General features: G+C 69.3%; 18 protein-coding genes and 1 tRNA gene. 8 read left to right on the top strand and 11 right to left on the bottom strand.

Annotation, left to right across the window (positions count from 1 at the left end):
• Positions 1–16: 16 nt before the first annotated feature.
• The 5 genes from mnmE to J2S76_RS06425 all read left to right on the top strand — a co-directional run bounded on the left by mnmE (position 17) and on the right by J2S76_RS06425 (position 6,089).
• Positions 17–1,414, top strand: a complete 1,398-nt coding sequence (gene mnmE, locus J2S76_RS06445) for a tRNA uridine-5-carboxymethylaminomethyl(34) synthesis GTPase MnmE (protein WP_307058629.1) — start codon at positions 17–19, stop codon at positions 1,412–1,414.
• Between the two features lie 223 nt (positions 1,415–1,637).
• Positions 1,638–3,494: a tRNA uridine-5-carboxymethylaminomethyl(34) synthesis enzyme MnmG gene (gene mnmG, locus J2S76_RS06440; RefSeq protein ID WP_307058627.1), complete on the top strand. Its 1,857-nt coding sequence runs from the start codon at positions 1,638–1,640 to the stop codon at positions 3,492–3,494.
• An 81-nt stretch (positions 3,495–3,575) separates the two neighbouring features.
• Positions 3,576–4,313 (top strand): 16S rRNA (guanine(527)-N(7))-methyltransferase RsmG, encoded by a 738-nt coding sequence (rsmG, locus tag J2S76_RS06435; RefSeq protein ID WP_307058625.1) that lies wholly within the window; start codon positions 3,576–3,578, stop codon positions 4,311–4,313.
• Positions 4,306–5,166: a ParA family protein gene (locus J2S76_RS06430; RefSeq protein WP_307058623.1), complete on the top strand. Its 861-nt coding sequence runs from the start codon at positions 4,306–4,308 to the stop codon at positions 5,164–5,166. The genes rsmG and J2S76_RS06430 overlap by 8 nt, the downstream gene beginning before the upstream one ends.
• 11 nt (positions 5,167–5,177) lie before the next feature.
• Positions 5,178–6,089 carry a ParB/RepB/Spo0J family partition protein gene (locus J2S76_RS06425; protein ID WP_307058621.1) on the top strand — a complete coding sequence of 304 codons (912 nt, stop codon included), beginning with the start codon at positions 5,178–5,180 and terminating at the stop codon, positions 6,087–6,089.
• Between the two features lie 32 nt (positions 6,090–6,121).
• Here the strand turns inward: J2S76_RS06425 and holA are convergent, their stop codons facing one another.
• From holA to leuS, 3 genes are read right to left on the bottom strand one after another with little or no spacing between them, the layout of a single operon-like run.
• Positions 6,122–7,147: a DNA polymerase III subunit delta gene (gene holA / locus J2S76_RS06420; RefSeq protein WP_307058619.1), complete on the bottom strand. Its 1,026-nt coding sequence runs from the start codon at positions 7,145–7,147 to the stop codon at positions 6,122–6,124.
• Positions 7,148–7,153: 6 nt separating this feature from the next.
• Positions 7,154–7,738: an LPS assembly lipoprotein LptE gene (locus J2S76_RS06415; protein ID WP_307058617.1), complete on the bottom strand. Its 585-nt coding sequence runs from the start codon at positions 7,736–7,738 to the stop codon at positions 7,154–7,156.
• Between the two features lie 13 nt (positions 7,739–7,751).
• Positions 7,752–10,385 (bottom strand): leucine--tRNA ligase, encoded by a 2,634-nt coding sequence (gene leuS, locus J2S76_RS06410; RefSeq protein ID WP_307058615.1) that lies wholly within the window; start codon positions 10,383–10,385, stop codon positions 7,752–7,754.
• 232 nt (positions 10,386–10,617) lie between these two features.
• Between leuS and J2S76_RS06405 the strand changes: the two genes are divergently transcribed.
• Positions 10,618–11,331: a YggS family pyridoxal phosphate-dependent enzyme gene (locus tag J2S76_RS06405; RefSeq protein ID WP_307058613.1), complete on the top strand. Its 714-nt coding sequence runs from the start codon at positions 10,618–10,620 to the stop codon at positions 11,329–11,331.
• 85 nt (positions 11,332–11,416) lie between these two features.
• On the opposite strand, the gene J2S76_RS06400 is transcribed toward J2S76_RS06405, so the two are convergent.
• The 5 genes from J2S76_RS06400 to htpX form a co-directional block, all read right to left on the bottom strand.
• The gene (locus J2S76_RS06400) at positions 11,417–12,484 is read right to left on the bottom strand and encodes an acyltransferase family protein (RefSeq protein ID WP_307058611.1); all 1,068 of its coding nucleotides are present in this window, start codon (positions 12,482–12,484) and stop codon (positions 11,417–11,419) included.
• Between the two features lie 109 nt (positions 12,485–12,593).
• Positions 12,594–13,496: a LysR family transcriptional regulator gene (locus tag J2S76_RS06395; protein WP_307058609.1), complete on the bottom strand. Its 903-nt coding sequence runs from the start codon at positions 13,494–13,496 to the stop codon at positions 12,594–12,596.
• 18 nt (positions 13,497–13,514) lie between these two features.
• Positions 13,515–14,549 carry a YeiH family protein gene (locus tag J2S76_RS06390; protein ID WP_370874708.1) on the bottom strand — a complete coding sequence of 345 codons (1,035 nt, stop codon included), beginning with the start codon at positions 14,547–14,549 and terminating at the stop codon, positions 13,515–13,517.
• 429 nt (positions 14,550–14,978) lie between these two features.
• Positions 14,979–15,054, bottom strand: a tRNA-Thr gene (locus J2S76_RS06385).
• Between the two features lie 131 nt (positions 15,055–15,185).
• Positions 15,186–16,178: a zinc metalloprotease HtpX gene (gene htpX, locus J2S76_RS06380; RefSeq protein WP_307058604.1), complete on the bottom strand. Its 993-nt coding sequence runs from the start codon at positions 16,176–16,178 to the stop codon at positions 15,186–15,188.
• Between the two features lie 170 nt (positions 16,179–16,348).
• Here htpX and J2S76_RS06375 point away from each other — a divergent pair, with 170 nt between their 5' ends.
• Positions 16,349–16,597: a DUF1674 domain-containing protein gene (locus J2S76_RS06375; RefSeq protein ID WP_307058602.1), complete on the top strand. Its 249-nt coding sequence runs from the start codon at positions 16,349–16,351 to the stop codon at positions 16,595–16,597.
• Positions 16,598–16,608: 11 nt separating this feature from the next.
• Here J2S76_RS06375 and arfB read toward each other — a convergent pair whose 3' ends face one another.
• The 3 genes from arfB to J2S76_RS06360 are packed head-to-tail and all read right to left on the bottom strand — an operon-like array spanning position 16,609 to position 18,248.
• Entirely contained in the window at positions 16,609–17,037 is a 429-nt protein-coding gene (arfB, locus tag J2S76_RS06370; protein WP_307058599.1) for an alternative ribosome rescue aminoacyl-tRNA hydrolase ArfB, read from the bottom strand.
• The gene (locus tag J2S76_RS06365; protein ID WP_307058597.1) at positions 17,034–17,519 is read right to left on the bottom strand and encodes a cyclic nucleotide-binding domain-containing protein; all 486 of its coding nucleotides are present in this window, start codon (positions 17,517–17,519) and stop codon (positions 17,034–17,036) included. Before J2S76_RS06365 ends, arfB begins: the two co-directional genes overlap by 4 nt.
• A 42-nt stretch (positions 17,520–17,561) precedes the next feature.
• Positions 17,562–18,248 (bottom strand): response regulator transcription factor, encoded by a 687-nt coding sequence (locus tag J2S76_RS06360; RefSeq protein WP_307058595.1) that lies wholly within the window; start codon positions 18,246–18,248, stop codon positions 17,562–17,564.
• A 163-nt stretch (positions 18,249–18,411) separates the two neighbouring features.
• On the opposite strand from J2S76_RS06360, the gene J2S76_RS06355 reads away from it, so the two are divergent.
• Positions 18,412–19,026 carry a L,D-transpeptidase family protein gene (locus J2S76_RS06355; RefSeq protein ID WP_307058593.1) on the top strand — a complete coding sequence of 205 codons (615 nt, stop codon included), beginning with the start codon at positions 18,412–18,414 and terminating at the stop codon, positions 19,024–19,026.
• Positions 19,027–19,042 lie beyond the last annotated feature (16 nt).

The raw sequence follows: 19,042 nt of genomic DNA, 5'->3' as shown, positions 1-19,042 counted from the left end.
AGATAGGGCGTAGCGGGTGGACGTGCAGGAAAAAAGCGCAATCGACAAAAGCGCCATCGCGCCGCGCGGGGCGAGCGGCGGCGCCGACACCATCGCGGCCGTCTCCTCCGGCAGTGGTGGCGCGGTCGCCGTGCTCCGCTTGTCCGGCCCGCAGGCCGGGGCCGTTCTGGTGGCGCTGGCCGGCCGGCTGCCCGAACCGCGCAGGGCGCATCTGGCGCGGCTGCGCCACCCCACCTCCGGCGAAGTGCTCGACCAGGGGCTGGCGCTCTGGTTCCCCGGCCCGCGCAGCGCCACCGGCGAGGACATGGCCGAACTGCAGATCCATGGCGGGCGGGCCGTGGTCGCCGCCGTGCTCGGTGCGGTGCTGGACGTGCCCGGCCTGCGGCCGGCGGAAGCGGGCGAGTTCACCCGCCGCGCCTTCCTCAACGGGCGGATCGACCTGACCGAGGCGGAAGGCCTCGCCGACCTGATCGGGGCGCAGACCGAAGCGCAGCGCCGGCTCGCCTTCGCCCATGCCTTCGGCCATCTCGGCCAGCGGGTGGAGGAGTGGCGCCGCCGGCTGATCCGCGCCATGGCCCTCATCGAGGCCGGCATCGATTTCGCCGACGAGGACGATGTGCCGGCCGGGGCGCGGGCATTGGCGCGGCCGGAAGTGGAGGCGCTGCACGCCGAACTCACCGCCGCGCTGGCCGACCGGCGCGGCGCGCTGGTGCGGGAAGGGGCGCTCATTGCCATTGCCGGCCTGCCCAATGCCGGCAAGTCGTCGCTGATCAACGCGCTGGCGCAGCGCGACATCGCCATCGTTTCCGATGAGCCAGGCACCACCCGCGACCTTCTGGAAGTGGCGCTCGATCTCGACGGCCATAAGGCAACGCTGGTCGATACCGCCGGCCTGCGCGAGGCGGAGAGCAAGGTGGAAGCGGAGGGCATCCGCCGCGCCCGGGCCCGGATGGCGGAGGCCGATCTGGTGCTGTGGGTGCACGACGTCTCGGCGGGCCCCGCGCCAGAGGCCGCTCCCTCCCTCGAGACGGAGCGCCCGCTCTGGCTGGTGGCGAACAAGATCGACCGCGCCGGGCCGGCGGCTTCGGCGCCAGCCGCGTGGCCGGTGCGCAGCTTCGCCATCTCGGCGGCGGGCGGGCAGGGGCTGGAGGAACTCACCCGCGCCCTTGGCGGCTTCATCGCCACGCGGGCGGAGGGCGAGCACCCGGCGCTGATCCGCGCCCGCCATCGCGCCAGCGCGGGGGAAGCGGATTCGCATCTCACGCTCGCGCTGGAGCAGTGGGAGCGGCTGGACGACGAGCTTCTGGCCGAGGAGCTTCGCCTCGCTGCCCGGGCGCTGGGCCGGATGACCGGAGTGATCGGCGTCGAGGATCTTCTCGATGTCGTGTTCCGCGAATTCTGCATCGGCAAATAGCGTCCGAGGCCGGAGCGGATTCACGTGAAACACAGCGGCTACGCTGGCCGATTCGTAAACGAAATGTTTCACGTGAATCAGGTCGGCGCCTTGTCCCCAGCCGGCAGAGGCATCGCTCCGGCTTGACGGCGGGGCAAATCGCTGGCTGAACAGGCCATCCCTTCGCCCGCCGAGATGCGCGCGCCCGTTATCGCGGCGCGACAGAAGCCTGCGAGCCTGCCCTATGACCGCTCACGCCCTTTCCTTCGACGTCGTCATTATCGGCGGCGGCCATGCCGGCACCGAGGCGGCCGCCGCTGCCGCGCGCCTCGGCGCCCGCACCGCGCTGGTGACGCACGCCCATGCCACGCTCGGCACCATGTCGTGCAACCCGGCGATTGGCGGGCTCGGCAAGGGCCACCTCGTGCGCGAGATCGATGCGCTGGATGGGTTGATGGGCCGCGTCGCCGACCAGGGCGGCATCCAGTTCCGCCTGCTCAACCGGCGCAAGGGACCGGCCGTGCGCGGCCCGCGCGCCCAGGCCGACCGCAAGCTCTATGCGCAGGCGATGCAGCGGGAGATCGATTCGCAGCCGAACCTATCGGTGGTGGAGGGCGAAGCCGACAGCCTGATCCTGCAGGAGGGGCGCGTCACCGGCGTGGTGCTGGCGGACGGACGGCGGCTCGAGGCCGGTGCCGTCGTCGTCACCACGGGCACCTTTCTCAACGGCCTGATCCATATTGGCGACCAGCAGATCCCGGCGGGGCGGATGGGGGAGGCGCCGGCGCGCGGCCTCTCCACCTCGCTCGCCGCGCTGGGCCTGCGGCTCGGCCGGCTGAAGACCGGCACGCCCCCGCGCCTCGACGGCCGCACCATCGACTGGGCCGGGCTGGAAATGCAGGAAGGCGACACGCCCCCCGAACCGTTTTCCTCGCTCACGCAGGCGATCACCAATCCCCAGGTGAAGTGCGGCATCACCCGTACCACGCCGGAAACCCATGCGGTGATCCGGGCCAATATCGCCCGCTCGGCGATGTATTCCGGCAATATCCAGAGCGTCGGGCCGCGCTACTGCCCCTCGATCGAGGACAAGATCGTCCGCTTCGGCGAGCGGGAGGGGCATCAGATCTTCCTGGAGCCGGAAGGGCTGGACGATCCCACCGTCTATCCCAACGGCATCTCGACCTCGCTGCCGGAAGACGTCCAGCGCCTGCTGCTGGCTACCATTCCGGGGCTGGAACGGGTTGAGCTTTTCCGGCCCGGCTACGCGATCGAATATGACCATGTCGACCCGCGCGAGCTGGAGCCGACGCTGGAAGTGCGCAAGGCGCGCGGCCTGTTCCTTGCTGGTCAGATCAACGGCACCACGGGTTATGAGGAAGCAGCGGCGCAGGGGCTGGTCGCCGGTCTCAACGCAGCCCGCCGCGCCGGTGGCCAGGACGGCGCCACCTTCGACCGGGCCGAGGCCTATATCGGGGTGATGATCGACGATCTCGTCACCCGCGGGGTGAGCGAGCCCTACCGCATGTTCACCTCGCGGGCGGAATACCGCCTCTCGCTGCGGGCCGACAATGCCGACCAGCGCCTCACCGACAAGGGCGACGCGCTCGGCCTCGTTGGCGCCGCGCGGCGGGTGCAGTTCGCCGCCCGGCGCGAGGCTCTCGCGCGGGTCTCGGCCTGGAGTCGGTCGGTGTCGATCACCCCGGGGGAGGGCGACGCGCATGGGCTGACCCTCAACCGCGACGGCCAGCGCCGGACGGCGTTCGATCTTCTCTCCTACCCGCATGTGAGCTGGGCCGATATTTGCCGCATCTGGCCAGAGGCTCAGGGAGAGGAGCCGCGCATTGGCGAGCAGGTGGAGGTCGATGCCAAATACGCCGTCTATCTGCATCGGCAGGAGGCCGACATCGCCTCCTTCCGCCGCGACGAGGCGGCGGAACTGGCGGAGATGGACTATCGCGGACTGGCCGGTCTCTCCAACGAGATCAAGGCCAAGCTGGAATCGATTCGGCCCCGTACCATTGGCCAGGCCGGCCGTATTGACGGCATGACCCCGGCGGCGCTGGCGCTGCTGGCGGCGCATGCCCGCCGGGTGTCGTGAGCCGGGTGTCGTGATCGGGGAAACCCCGTTCCGCCCCATCTCTGCCGCTGATCCGGCGCCGCGACTGCGGTAGGATGCGCCATGTCCAAGAACGATTCGTCCGATCGCGCCCGCGCGCTGAGCCTCACCCCTGTTTCACGTGAAACGGAGCAGCGGCTCGACATCATCGTCGCCCTGCTGGAAAAGTGGCAGCGCACGATCAATCTGGTTGCGGCCGCCTCGTTGCCGCATGTCTGGACCCGCCATGTCGCCGATTCGCTCCAGCTGGTGCCGCTGGCCGGCGAGGCCAGGCGGTGGGTCGATCTCGGCTCGGGCGGCGGCTTTCCCGGTCTTGTCGTGGCGGCGGTACTGGCGGAACGGCCGGATGCCGATGTGACGCTGGTGGAGAGCGACAGCCGCAAGGCCGCCTTTCTGCGCGAGGCCGCGCGGCTGGCCGAGCTGCCCGTCACCGTGCTGCCGGCGCGAATCGAGCAGGTCGCGGCCGTGCTCGCCCCCGGCGTCGAGGTGGTCTCGGCCCGCGCGCTTGCGCCATTGCCGAGACTGCTGGAACTGACGGCGCCCTTCCTTGCACAGGGGGCGACGGGGCTGTTCCTCAAGGGACAAGATGTTGATAACGAATTGACCCAGGCAGCTAAATCTTGGAGAATCGAGGCTGAGATCAGGGCAAGCCTGACCGATGGCGGCGGGCATGTCCTGATCGTCCGCAACGCGGTCCCTCTGGGGCCGGATGCGGCCGGCGACAAGCGGTCGGAAGACACGGATTCCGGCGGTCAACGTTCGGGCGGCAAGGGAATTTCGCAGGGTGGACATCATGGATGAGGCTTCGCTCGCTCCGGCCGCGCCCCGGCCGGTTCCCCGCGTCCTGGCGCTGGCCAACCAGAAGGGCGGGGTCGGCAAGACCACGACGGCGATCAATCTCGGCACCGCCCTCGCGGCGATCGGCGAGACGGTGCTGATCATCGATCTCGACCCGCAGGGCAACGCCTCCACCGGGCTCGGCATCGACCGCCGCAGCCGGCGGGTGTCGACCTATGATGTGCTGACCGGCGAGATCGAGCTGCGCGCCGCGGTGCTGGAAACGGCGGTGCCGCGGCTGCATATCGCGCCCTCGACCATGGACCTCTCCGGCCTCGAGCTGGAGCTGGCGGGCCAGCGCGACCGCGCCTATCGCCTGCGCGACGCCATCCGCCGCCTCAACGGCCCGGCCGAACAATTCGAACGCAGCCGGAACGATATTGATTACACCTACGTTCTGATCGACTGCCCGCCCTCGCTGAACCTCATCACCGTCAACGCCATGGCGGCGTCGAACGCCATTCTGGTGCCGCTGCAGTGCGAGTTCTTCGCGCTGGAGGGCCTCTCCCAGCTGCTGAAGACGGTGGAGCAGGTGCGCACCACGCTCAACCCGGAACTCTCCATCCACGGCATCGTGCTCACCATGTTCGATGCGCGCAACAATCTCTCCACCCAGGTGGTGGACGATGTGCGCCAGTTCATGGGCGCCAAGGTCTATGACACCATCATCCCGCGCAATGTCCGGGTGTCGGAAGCGCCGTCCTATGGCAAGCCGGTGCTGCTCTACGATCTCAAATGCGTCGGGTCGCAGGCCTATCTTCGTCTCGCATCCGAAATAATCCAGCGCGAGCGCAGCCTGCGCCTCGCGGCGGCGTAGGGGAGGGGGCGATGGCCATGGCGGAAGACGGCGGCCGCTCGCGGCTCGGGCGCGGCCTTGCGGCGCTGATCGGCGATATGGGCGAGGACAGCGGCGCGGCCAATGACCGGGGCCGCATCGGCGGCGGCGCGCGCAAGGTGCCGCTCGCCTTCCTGCGTGCCAATCCGCGCAACCCGCGCCGGACCTTCGCCGAGGGCGACCTCGACGATCTCGCCGCCTCCATCCGCGAGCGCGGCATCATCCAGCCCATCGTCGTGCGCCAGGTCGCCGGCGAGCGCGAGGCCTATGAGATCGTCGCCGGCGAGCGCCGCTGGCGCGCCGGCCAGCGCGCCGGCATCCATGAGGTGCCGATCGTCGTCGTCGAAGTGGATGACCGCGAGGCGCTGGAAATCGCCATCATCGAGAACGTCCAGCGGGCGGATCTCAACCCGCTGGAAGAAGCGGCGGGCTATCAGTCGCTGGCCGACCAGTTCGGCTATTCGCAGAGCGATCTCGCCCGGGTCATCGGCAAGAGCCGCAGCCATGTCGCCAACACGATGCGGCTGCTGCGCCTGCCGGAGACGGTGAAGCAGTTCCTCGCCGATGGCCGTCTCTCCGCCGGCCATGCCCGCGCGCTGCTGACCCAGGACGACCCGGAGGCGCTGGCGCAGGCCATCGTTGCCCAGGGGATGAATGTGCGCGCCATCGAGGCGCTGGCGCAGGAGCTCAATGTCGCCAAGGCGGAAGCCGCCGGCAAGCCGCCGAAAAAGGCCAAGCTCCACCCCGCGCTCGACGCCGACACCGCCGCGCTGCAGCGCCGGCTCTCCGACGAGCTCGGCCTTGCAGTGACGCTGAAGCATGATGGCGAGGCGGGCGAGATCCGCATCCGCTATTCCTCGCTCGACCAGCTGGACGAGGTGTGCCGGCGGCTGGCGGGAATCTGAGCGCCCGGCGCTGATCCCCCGGCCCTGGGGCCTCAGCCCCGTTTCGCCTGCCCGGCCACCTGCAGCAGGGCGCGCTCGGCGATGGCCGGGCCCAGCGCCGCGTTGCGCCGGGCGGCGAGCAGCGCGTCGTCGAGTGCGAACAGCGCGGTCTCCAGCCGGGCCACGCTCCAGCCGCGCAGCGCCTTCTCGACAAAGGGCTTGCGGCGGAAATGGATCGCCGGCCGGGCGCCTTCCACCGCGCGCTCGACACTGCCGCCGGCCTCGATGGCCAGGCGCATCTGGTGCAGCGCCTGCGCCGTGCGGCACACCGCCCCCAGCACGATGTCGGCCCGCATGCCCTCGCCGGTCGCCTTGGCGAAGGCGCTCGCCATGTCAGCCGGCTGGCCGGCAAAGGTGGCGTCGGCGATCTCGTCCAGCGCCAGGCTGGAGGCGTCGCCGACAATGGCCCGCACATGGGCGCTGGTGATGCGCGGCTCGCCGGTGGCGTAGAGCAGCAATTTGGCGATTTCGCCGCGCGAGGCCATGCGGTCGCCGCCGAGCAGCGCCAGCAATTCGCCGCGCGCGTCGCGGTCCAGCGCCATGCCGGCCTCCGCCATCATGGTGTCGACCAGCCGGGCAAGGTCGCGCTCGCTATCGGCATAGCAGGCGATGGCCAGCGCATGCGGCGAGGCTTCGCACAGCGCCCGCAGGCCCATGCCGCGCTTGAGGTCGCCGGCCTCGATGACGATGATCGCCTGTTCCGGCGGCGCCGCCAGCAGCGCCTCGACCGCCGGAACGACATTTTTGGAACCGGCCCGCAGCGAGACGACCCGCCTTCCGCCAAACAGCGCCAGCGTGCCGGCCTCGTCGACCAGCCGGCCGGGATCGCCTGAAATCTCGTCGCCATCGAGCCGGACCATGCCGAAAGGATCGTCCGATCCGGCGCAGGCGCGGGCGAGATAGGCGCGGGCGCGCTCGCGCACCAGCCCGCTATCGGGCCCGAACAGCAGGACGACAGGGCGCAGCGGATCGAGGCGGCTCAGCGTCGCCTCCACATCGCCCGGCCGGACAGCGACCATGTCGGCTCAGCTCTTGGGCGCGGTCGTGACGGGTGCGGCGGCGCCCGGGCCGGTGGGGCGGGAACCGGCGGTCAGGAAATAGGAGGCGAGCTGGCTCTTGATGGTCTGGGCGGCCACCGAGGCGGAGCGGTTCTCCGCGTCGCGAATGGCCCGGTTGCGGGCGAAGCGCTGATAGCCGCTGTCCAGCGAGGCCTTGCCGGTGGCGTTGCCGGCGCGCAGCGGCGTCTTGGTGTTGCCGGCCTCGAACAGCTGCCATTTGACGTCGACCGAGACGATTTCCACTTCCGGCAGGCCGGTGAGCGGGCTGACAACGGAGGCCTCGGAGGTGGTGCTGCGCACATCGAGGATCAGCCGATAGGGCGCTCCCGCCGGGTTTCCGGCGCCGCCGGTCAGGGCGAAGATCAGGTCGTTGCGCACCTCGTCGCCGACGCGGCCGGCGACGAAGATCACTTCGATGTCGTTAAAGCTCCGCTGCAGCACCGAGCCCTCGCCGGGCGTGGTCTCGGCATACATGGGCTGGAAGCAGCCGGCCGCGGAAAGGGCGAGCAGTCCCGCCCCGGCGAGACCGAGCAGGCGGCTTCGTGCGGGCATCGTGTTCCTCCGGTCAGGCAACGACATTCACAATCCTATGCGGCACAACGATGATACGCTTCGGGGCGCGCCCGTCGAGTGCCTGCGCGATCAGATCGAGGGCGAGCACCGCCTTCTCCACCTCGGCGGGGCTGGCATCCTTGGCCACCACGATCTCGCCGCGCCTTTTGCCATTGATTTGAATCGGCAGCGTAACGGTGTCGTCGACCAGCAGATCGGCCTCGACCTCAGGCCAGCCGGCCTCGGCCATCAGCCCGGCGCCGGCCAGCACCTGCCCACACTCCTCGGCGAGGTGCGGCACCATCGGCGCCACCACGGCGGCGAGGAAGGTCGCGGCCTCGCGCAGCGCGAAGGCAAGGTCGGGCGCGACCGCGCCGGACGCCGCGCTTTTGCGGGCCTCCGTGAGCGCCTCGGCGAACACATTGGCGAAGGCGTGCACCCGCGCGACGGCGACATTGAAGCGCAGCCGCTCGATATCCTCCGCCACCTGCGCCGCCAGACGGTGCGAGGCCCGGCGCAGGGCGATCGATTCGGTGCCGAAATCAGCCGGCCGCGCCACGTTGTCAGGCGCCAGCACCACCGCATCGCCGACCAGCCGCCAGAGCCGCTGGACGAAGCGCCAGGCGCCTTCGATGCCGGCGCTGGTCCATTCGCTGTCGCGCTCGGGCGGGGTGTCGGCGAGCATGAACCAGCGGGCGCAGTCGACGCCATAGGTGTCGGCGACGATCTCAGGCGGCACCACGTTCTTCTTCGACTTCGACATCTTCTCCGGTGCGCCGATGGTCACCGGCTCGCCCGTGCCCACCTTCACCGGCCGGCCCTCGCCGTCGCGCTCGACCTCCTCGGGGAACAGCCAGCGGCCTTCCGCGTCCTTGTAGGTCTCGTGGACGATCATGCCTTGCGTGAACAGCCCGGCGAAGGGTTCGGCCACCGAGACGCGGCCGAGCTTCTTCAGCGTGCGGATGAAGAAGCGGGAATAGAGCAGGTGCAGGATCGCGTGCTCGATGCCGCCAATATACTGGTCCACCGCCAGCCAGTGGTCGGCGGCGCCCTTCTGCAGCGGCGCGGTGCCGGGCTCGGCGGCGAACCGGGCGAAATACCAGGACGAATCGACGAACGTGTCCATGGTGTCGGTCTCGCGCCGGGCCGGCGCGCCGCAGTGCGGGCAGGCCACATGCTTCCATGTGGGGTGCCGGTCCAGCGGGTTGCCCGGCTGGTCGAAGGTCACATCCTCCGGCAGCTTTACGGGCAGCTGGTCTTCGGGGACGGGAACCGGGCCGCAGGCGTCGCAATGGATGATCGGGATCGGGCAGCCCCAATAGCGCTGGCGCGAAATGCCCCAGTCGCGCAGCCGGTAATTCACCGCCCGCGCGCCGACGGGCGCGTTGCCGAGAATCTCGTTCTCCAGCGTCAGCGCCACCTTCTCCTTCGCCGCCGGCACGGTAAGCCCGTCGAGGAAGCCGGAATTGAACAACGTGCCCTCGCCCTCATAGGGTTCGTCCGCCACCGAGAAGCTGGCGGGGTCGACATCGGGCGGCAGCACGACGGGCGTGATCGGCAGGCCGTATTTGCTGGCGAAATCATGGTCGCGCTGGTCATGCGCCGGGCAGCCGAAAATGGCGCCGGTGCCGTAATCCATCAGCACGAAATTGGCGACATAGACCGGCAGCTCCGGCCCGCCCAGCGGGTGGCGCACGCGCAATCCGGTGTCGAAGCCCATCTTTTCCTGGGTCTCGATCTCGGCGGTGGAGGTGCCGCCGCGCCGGCATTCCTCAACGAAGCTCGCCAACGCCGGGTTCGCCGCCGCGAGCGTCTCGGTCAGCGGATGGCCGGGCGAGAGCGCGAGGAAGGCGGCGCCGAACAGCGTGTCCGGCCGGGTGGTGTAGACCTTGATCTCGGTGGGCAGGCCTTGTGCCAGCTCCGCCGGCGCATCCGCCAGCACGAAGCGCACATGCAGCCCTTCCGAGCGGCCGATCCAGTTGCGCTGCATCAGCCGCACCTTGTCGGGCCAGCGCTCCAGCGTGTCGAGCCCGGCCAGCAATTCCTCGGAGGCATCGGAGATGCGGAAGAACCACTGCGCCAGCTTGCGCCGCTCCACCAGCGCGCCCGAGCGCCAGCCGCGTCCGTCGATCACCTGCTCATTGGCGAGCACGGTGTTGTCGACCGGGTCCCAATTGACCTCGCTCTCGCGGCGATAGGCGAAGCCGCCCTTGAGGAAATCGAGGAAGATGCGCTGCTGCTCGCCATAATAGGAGACGTCGCAAGTGGCGATCTCGCGCGACCAGTCGAGCGAGAGGCCGAGCAGCTTCAGCTGCTCGCGCATGGTGGCGATGTTCTCGTAGGTCCACTTGCCCGGATGGGTCTTGCGCTCGATGGCGGCGTTTTCCGCCGGCAGGCCGAAGGCATCCCAGCCCATGGGGTGGAGGACGTTGAAGCCCTTCATGCGCTTGAAGCGCGCCACCACGTCGCCCATCACATAATTGCGGCCATGGCCGATATGGATGCGCCCCGACGGGTAGGGAAACATTTCGAGCACATAGTATTTGGGACGCGGATCGTCGTTGCGGGTGCGGTAGATGCCGCGTTCGTCCCAGATCTTCTGCCAGCGGGGCTCGGCCTCGCGGGCGTTGTAGCGCTCGGTGCTCATGAACAGGCTTCTTGGATCGGCAAACATCGGAAAAGGGGCGCAAACCTTCACGAAAAGGTTCACGGATGGCGCCGGACTAGGCACCAAACCGCGTTCCCGGTCAACCTTTTCGCTGCATTGCGGGGGAGGGCGGGCGCGGGCGAGGCGGCCCGGCGCTTATTCCCGCGCGCACACATTCCCGCGACGGTGCGATTGGCGTATCGAGGGCGTCGGGATCAGCAGGAGAACCAGCATGGAGCCGGACCGGACCGAGGACGTCATTGCGCAGGAGCTCGCGGCGCGCGAGGTCACCGCACGTCTCGTCGAGGTGCGCGCGCGCATCGCCCAGGCCTGTGAGGATGCCGGGCGCGATCGCGCCGGCGTCCAGCTGGTCGCGGTCTCCAAGACCTTCGGGGCCGAGCACATCGCGCCCGTCATCGCCGCCGGCCAGCGCGTGTTCGGCGAGAACCGGGTGCAGGAGACGGCGGGCAAATGGCCGGCGCTGCGCGCGGCCCATCCCGATCTCGAACTGCACCTGATCGGCCCGCTGCAGAGCAACAAGGTGCGTGAGGCGCTCAGCCTTTTCGATGTGATCCAGACGCTGGACCGCCCCTCGCTCGCCGCCGCGCTGGCCAAGGAGCTGCGGCGCGAGGGCGCCCCACCGGCGCCGCGCCTGCTGGTGCAGGTCAATACCGGCGAGGAACCGCAGAAGGCCGGAGTCGCCCCCGGCGAGGTCGATGCGTTTCTCGCCGAGTGCCGCGACACGCACGGGCTGGCGATCGACGGGCTGATGTGCATTCCCCCCGCCGACGAGCCGGCGGCACCGCATTTCGCCCTGCTGGCGAAGATCGCCGCCCGCCATGGGCTGAAAACCCTCTCCATGGGCATGAGCGGCGATTTCGAGACCGCCATCACGCTGGGCGCCACCCATGTACGGGTCGGCAGCGCCATTTTCGGCGTCCGCTAGAGCGTTTTCGAGCGAAGTGGATACCGGTTCGCGTGAAGAAAACGCGACAAAACAAACAATTAGATCATTTCCGCGCGCGGCCAGCCTAAGCCGCGACGGGCCGCCGCCGGCGCGCCAGCGCCCGGCCGATCTCGATGCCGGGCTTCTCGACATAGGTGAAGCTGAGCCACGCCAGCGGCACCGTCCCCACGCACACCGCGACGATGAAGGCGATACCCTCGGCATGGGGGTGAACGATCTCCATGACGATCGGGTGCAGCAGGTACACTGAAAAGCTGATCCGGCCGAGAAACAGCAGAGACCGCTCGACCAAGCCACCCGGCGGCGACAGCCGGAGGCGAAACAGCGCGAGGAAGAACAGCAGCGAGGCCAGCACCCACGGCACGAGCGCCTGGTGCAGCGCGATGTCGGGGTGGGAAAAATGCCCGAACGCCACCCCGTTCGCCACCATCATCAGCGCCACGAAGGCCCCGCCCGACAGCAGCATCTCGCCGCGCCCGATTTCCCCGCCGACGAAGCGCTGGCACTGCATGCCGATGATGGCGGCGTAGAACATGCCGATCCGGCCGAAGGGCAGGCGGATCTCCATCAGCAGCGAGAACAGGATCAGCCCCGCCATGCCGATCGGATAAGCGAGGCTCAGCAGGGCGAGGCCCCTTCGTCCCAGCAGGAAGAAGCTCAGCCCGAACAGTCCATACCAGGCGAATTCGATCGGCAGCGTCCAGGTCACGCCGATCAAAGCGGGCTGTTTCAGGAAATCCTGCAGCAGCAGCAGGTTCACCAGCCAGACAGTGGCCGAGTCGGAGGCGGGGGGCGGCACCGCGCCCAGCATGATCAGCGCTGCCAGCAGGGCGAAGGCGAACAAAGTGAGCGGGTAGATCCGGAACACCCGCCGCAGCGCGAAGGCCCGCCAGTCCGGGGCTCCCCGGACCGAGAGCGGGATGACGAAGCCGCTGATCAGGAAGAATAGCACGACCCCGAACACGCCCGGCGACAGTTCCAGCACGTACCACAGACCCGGCAGGCCGGAGGAGGCCGCCACATGCTGCGCCACCACGGCGATCGCCGCGATGCCGCGCAGCACGTCGATGATCTCGATGCGAACCGCGCCCCGGCCGTCAGCCTGGCTGTCATGCTGCGCGCTCAAATCCATGTGCCTCCGCCCACCGTGCCCCGCGCCTCCACTGTGCCGCGCCCGGGCGGCCGGCGCCACGCCGATCCGCGCAGAGAGGCCCCCTTTTCACAGGCGGGACAAGGCGCCGTCAGCCGGCGCTCTCGGGCATCCCCGGCGTGGCCGCGAGGTCGAGAAAAGCCTGCGCCGCCTTGGTGGCGTAGCGTTCGCGGTGGCGCAGCGAGAGGAAGGGGCGCGAGGGCAGGGGGTAGTCGATCAGCGCCATGGTGCCGGCGCGGATGGCGCCTTCCACCACGCGGCGCGAGATCACCGTCACCCCGCTGCCCGCCTCCACCGCCGCCCGCACCGCCTCATTGGAGGGATAGTCGAGCACGACGCGCAGCGCGCCGGGGGCGAGGCCCGCCTCGTGCAGATAGGATTCGAAAATGGCGCGGGTGCCCGATCCCGGCTCGCGCAGCACCCAGGGGCCTTCCGCCAGCTCGGCCGGGGAGGTGGGCGCCCGCCAGTGCCAGGGGTGCGTCACCGGCGCCACCAGCACCATCTCGTCCTCGGCGACGGGCGCGGCCAGCAGCACCGGCGCCTCGACCTCGCCCTCGATGAAGCCGAGATCGGCGGCGCCGTCCTGCACCCGTGCGGCGACGAAATCGGTATTGCCGATGACGAGGCTCACCATGACGCCGGGATAGCGGCGGCGGTAGCGCTCGATCAGCGGCGGCAGCCAGTAATTGGCGACCGTCTGGCTGCCGGCCAGCGCCAGCGACCCGTGCACCAGCCCGGCGAGATCGGCCAGCACCTTCTCGGCGGCGCTGGCGCGGGCGAGCACGGCGCGCGCCTCCGGCAGGAACAGCCGCCCCGCCTCGGTGAGCACGATGCCCCGGCCGACCCGGTCGAACAGCTTTGTGGCGTGGCGTGCTTCCAGCGCCGCGATCGCCGCGCTGGTGGCCGAGGGAGTGAGGTGGATGTCCCGCGCGCCTTGCGTGATGTGCTCGCGCTCGGCGACGGCAACGAAGATGCGTAGCTGCTCCAGGGTCATCCGCCGTCCTTGCCTCGCTCAGGCGGTCATCTTTACCAGAGCGAGGGCGAACAGGGCGATGAAGACGAAGCCGGCGAGGCCGAGAAGAAACGGCCGCAGCCCCTTGGCGCGCAGCTTGGCGATGTCGGTTTCCAGCCCCATCGCCGCCAGCGCCATGGAGAGCATGAAGGTGGTGGCCAGCACCAGCGCGCTTTTCATCTCCGCCGGCATCGTCACCACGCTGTTCAGCCCCACCATGGCGAGAAAGCCGAGCACGAACCAGGGCATGGGGGGGCGGGCGCGGCTGGCGCCGTGGCCGAGCCGCGTCGCGCGGCGGGCGGCAATGAGCCCGAGCCCGATCACCATCGGCGCCAGCAGCATCACGCGCGAGAGCTTGGCGATGGTGCCGAACTCGCCGGCGGCCGGCCCGCCCTGATAGGCGGCGGCCACCACCTGGGCGATCTCGTGGATCGAGGCGCCGGCCCACAGCCCATAGGCGTGCGGCGAGAGGCCGAGCACCACCGGGAGCAGCGGATAAAGGAACATCGCCACCGAGCCGAACACGGTGACGCAGGCCACCGCATAGGCGACATCCTCATCCGGCGCGCGCGTCACCGTATTGGTGGCGATCACCGCCGAGGCGCCGCAGATCGAGGTGCCGGCGGCGATCAGCTCGGCCAGCCCGCGCTCGACCCCGATCAGCCGGCCGAACCAGGTGATGAACAGAAAGGTGGCGACCAGCGTCAGCGCGATCACCGCGATGCCGGTGGCGCCCACTTCGGCGATCTGCGCGGCGGTGAGTTGCAGGCCCAGCAGCACGATGGCGGCGCGCAGGATGCGGCGCATGGCGAAGGCGACGCCGGGCTTGGCCCGCGCCGGCGTGCCGATGAGATTGTGGAAGCCGATGCCGATCATGATCGCGAGGATCATCGGGCTCAGCACCCCGACCATGGGCAGCTGGCGCAGGCCGAAGGCGAGGCCGGCAATGCCCGCCGTCAGCGCGAGACCGGGCAGGATCGCGGTGGGGTGCGCCTTGATGTGGTGGACCTTGGCGGTGCGGTGGTCCTCGGCCATGTCGACATGCGCGACCATGATGCGTCTCCCCTAGCGGCAGCACTGTCATCGCAGGGGAGGATCGTTCGATCCAACGCATTATATCGCACAAATCATGCGGTTTTGTCGAATGGTCGAGGTTGCAGAGAGATCGAATGGCCGGCGGCCGCCGCCCTGATGGCCGCCCCCTGACCCCGGGGATCCACGCCTTGGCGCGGGGGGGCCCCGGTCGGGTCCGGGGGTAAGGGCGGTTCTGCTGCACGTCCGGCCTTCTCTCTTGGAATGCACGGCAAGAGGCGGCAGTCCCGGACCGTGCCAAGGGGCACGGAGGGAGGCACGGCAGGAGGCGGAGCGCGGTCGCACGACAGGGCGGGGACGCCGCTAGAACATGAGCTTAGGTGGGGATGGTTTTTGCAGCCACGCGGCGCCGGAACGGCGCGGAGGCGGAAATGGTGCCGCTTGTCAGACTCGAACTGACGACCTCCGCATTACGAATGCGATGCTCTACCAACTGAGCTAAAGCGGCACGCGCGGCTCTGATAGCCGCGAAGCGCGGCTTTTTCAAGCGGGCGGCGGCCTCCGCCGCGCGCATTGCCGGCGAAAGTGAGTCCGCCGGCCCCTGCGGGGCTTTTCCGCCAAGCCCCGCGCCAGCCCCGCTCAGCCCCAGGGCCCGCGAGGCTCCCCGCCGCCGGCGCCGCTGCGCCCCCAGGGATTGCCCGGCCGGCGGCTCGCGGGCCGCGCCGCGCCGGACCCCGCCCACGGCCCGCCTTGCGGTGCGGGGGCGGCGGCATAGCCGCCGCTCGCGCCCATCTGCTGCGCCAGTGCCTGCAGCGCGGCGATGCGGTTCTCGGTGGCGGGGTGGGTGGAGAACAGGCTGTCCATCCGCTCGCCGGACAGCGGATTGATGATGAACATGTGCGCGGTGGCCGGGTTGTGCTCGGCCGGCATGTTCGGCACGGCGTGCGCGGCATTGGAAATCTTCGCCAGCGCCGAGGCGAGCCACATAGGCTGGCCGCAGATCTGCGCGCCGAGCTTGTCGGCCTCATATTCGCGCGAGCGCGACACCGCCATCTGCACCACCATGGCGGCGAGCGGGGCGAGGATCATCATCGCGATGGTGCCGATAATGCCGAAACCGCTATTATTGTTGCGATTGCCGCCAAAGATCATGGCGAAGTTCGCCAGCATGGAAATGGCGCCCGCCAGCGTGGCGGTGATGGTCATGGTCAGCGTGTCATAGTTCTTCACATGCGCCAGCTCATGCGCCATGACGCCGGCGACTTCCTCGCGGGAGAGCGAATTGAGCAGGCCGGTGGTGGCGGCGACCGCGGCGTTCTGCGGGTTACGGCCGGTGGCGAAGGCGTTGGGCTGCGGGTTGTCCATGATGTAGACGCGCGGCATCGGCAGCTGCGCCCGGGCGGCCAGCTCCTCCACCATCGCGTAATAGTCGGGCGCGCTGGCACGGTCGACCTCGCGGGCGCCGTACATGGACAGCACCATCCGGTCGGAGTTCCAGTAGCTGAACACATTCATGCCGGCCGCCACCAGCAGCGCGATCAGCATGCCGCCCTGGCCGCCGATCATGAAGCCGACGCCCATGAACAGCGCCGTCATGCCCGCGAGCAGGATCGCCGTACGGAAATAGTTCATCGTTCCCTCATCCGCCGCAGGTTGCGGCCTGTCGGCGATGAAAATGGGATGGCCCTGACGGGCGCGCAAGATTGCCGGCCGGATCGCCGGCAGCATCGCCGGCTCGCGTGATGCCGTTGCGGGAGGTGCGGCCCTTGACGCGGGCCGGGGGGCGGTGGTTCCAATGAGGCATGAGCCAGACTGATCACACTGCACCGACACTCCACCTCACTGGCCTCACTGGTCAGTCCGATGGCGCTGATTCGCCGGCCTCGCGCCGGCCGCTTTCCCCCGCCGCCGAACGGGCGCTGGCCGAGGCCGCCGCCCGCCGCGCCGCCGCCGCGCCGGTGGCCGGGCCGAAGGAGATCGACGGCCGAAATGGGCCCGAGCCGGTGCGCTATGGCGACTGGGAAGTGAAGGGAATCGCGACGGATTTCTAAGCGGTTAGCGGCTACTCGTCCGGCCCGCCGGGCCGGTCGCGGCGCAGCGATTTGACCCCCGCCCGCTTGGCCTTGCCCTCCAGCCGGCGGATCTTCGAGCCGAGCGTCGGGCGGGTCGGGCGGCGGGTGATCGGCACGATCGCCGCCTCGCGCACCAGCTCGACCAACCGGGCCAGCGCATCCGCCCGATTCTGCTCCTGCGTCCGGTAGCGCTGGGCGATCAGAACGAGGACGCCCTCCTTGGTCAGGCGCCGCCCGGCGAGGCGGGCGAGGCGCTCTTTCACGTGATCCGCCAAGGTCTTGGAGCCGCGCACGTCGAAGCGCAGCTGCACCGCGCTCGACACTTTGTTGACGTTCTGGCCGCCCGGACCGGAGGCGCGAATGAAGGTTTCCTCGATCTCGTCCTCGTCGAGCCAGACCCGCGGCGTGACCGGAATCATGGCCGCCGCACGTCCTCGATCGCCTCCAGCCGCTCGCGCACGCGTTCGAGATCGGCCAGCGTGGCCGCCACCCGCTCGCTCAACCGGTGGGTGAGTTCGCGGGCGGCGTCGGGATAGCTTTCCAGCGTGCGCAGGAACACGTTGCGGGGAATGCGCAAAACCTCCGCCGGCTCCAGCGCGGTGGCGGTGGCGGGCCGCCGCGTCTCGGTCAGCAGGGCCATTTCGCCGATCAGCGCCCCCTCGCCAACGCGCGCGCTCTGCCCCGGTCGGGCCGCCAGATGCGGATCGTCGGGCGCGACCGCCAGGCTGCCGTCCTGCACCACATAGGCGCAATCGGCCGGCTCCCCCTCGTGAAAAAGCACCTGCCCGCGCGCCAGCGCGAAATGCTCGACGCTGATGGCGATGACGCGCAAAGCCTCACGCCCCATCAATGCGAGCGTCGGCACACGTTCCAGAAAGGCGATGTCGTCCTCGATGGACATTCGGCGGGCGAAACTCCAAGGCAGGACGAATCAATCGGCCTGTCAGGGCAGCAATTTGTACCCCCCAGCCTCGGTGGCAAGCAGGCTGGGGTGGGACGGGTCCTTCTCAATCTTCTGGCGCAGGCGATATATATGCGTCTCAAGGGTATGAGTCGTCACGCCCGAATTATAGCCCCAGACCTCCTGCAGCAGTATTTCACGCGCCACCGGCTTCTTTCCAGCCCGGTAGAGGTAACGAAGTATGGCGGTCTCTTTCTCGGTGAGCCGAATCTTCGAATTGCGTTCGGTCACCAGCATCTTGGCGCCGGGCCGGAATGTGTAGGGCCCGATGGTGAAGACCGCGTCCTCGCTCGCTTCATGCGAGCGCATCTGCGCCCGGATGCGGGCGAGCAGCACGGCGAAGCGGAACGGCTTGGCGACGTAGTCATTGGCGCCGGCTTCCAGCCCCATGATCGTGTCGCTGTCGGTATCGTGGCCGGTGAGCATGATCACCGGCGCCTTGAAGCCGTTCTGCCGCATCACGCGAACCGCTTCGCGCCCATCCTTGTCCGGCAGGCCGACATCCATCAGCACAAGATCGACCCGCGTCGCCTCGACCTCGCTGATGGCGGCATTGGCGCTGTCGACCGACACAACCTCGAATTCGTCATAGAGCGAGAGCTGTTCGACCAGCGCCTCGCGCAGATCCTTGTCGTCATCGACCACCAAAACTCGCAGAGCGTTCGCCATATCGCTTTCCCGAATATCCGCGTTTCCGAGCGGCCGCTGGCCGAAGCCCTTGTCCGTGGCGCCTCGCGCGTCCACTCTCACGCAAGGCTGGAGTGAAATGCCGTATGTCCCGAGTAGGCAGGCGAAACGCATTCGGCAAGCGCCGAGCACTTGCGAGACGAAGGTGCTGCCGGTTCGTGACGTGATCGTGAACGGAAATGGCGTGAAGAAGAAGACCCTTCGCACAGAAACGCACGGGAAATCCCGCTTCGCCTCCCGCCTGCGTGTCGCCATGCGCCCGGCCAGTCACATTCACGGTCGCCAGCGTGGCTGGCTCATTCTCGATGGACGCCCGATTCCCGTCGCCCTGGGCCGGGCCGGCATCCGCGCCGACAAACGCGAAGGCGATGGCGCGACGCCACGCGGAATCTGGCATGCGCGGGAGGTGCGCTACCGGGCCGATCGTGGCCAGCGCCCGGTCACCGACCTGCCGGTGCTGCGGACGCGCCGCGCGCATGGCTGGTGCGACGAGCCCGGCGACGGCCGCTACAACCGCCCGGTAAGCCTGCCGGTACGCGCCTCGCATGAGAAGATGTGGCGGGACGACGGGCTGTACGACCTGGTCGTCGTGCTCGACCACAACAGCTGCCCCCGCCGCTCCCGGCGCGGTTCCGCCGTCTTTTTGCACATCGCCCGGGGGGCGTTCGAGCCGACGGCAGGCTGCGTCGCCTTTCGGCCGGCCGATCTGAGGCGCCTGCTGGCGCGCCTCAGCCAAGCGACAGCGATCGAGATCCTCTAGACGACCAGCCGCGACG

This window comes from Ancylobacter vacuolatus (genome assembly GCF_030813595.1).
Classification (GTDB): domain Bacteria; phylum Pseudomonadota; class Alphaproteobacteria; order Rhizobiales; family Xanthobacteraceae; genus Ancylobacter; species Ancylobacter vacuolatus.
The sequence above is the reverse complement of the archived record's forward strand: the minus strand, read 5'-3'. Positions and strand labels throughout refer to the sequence as shown.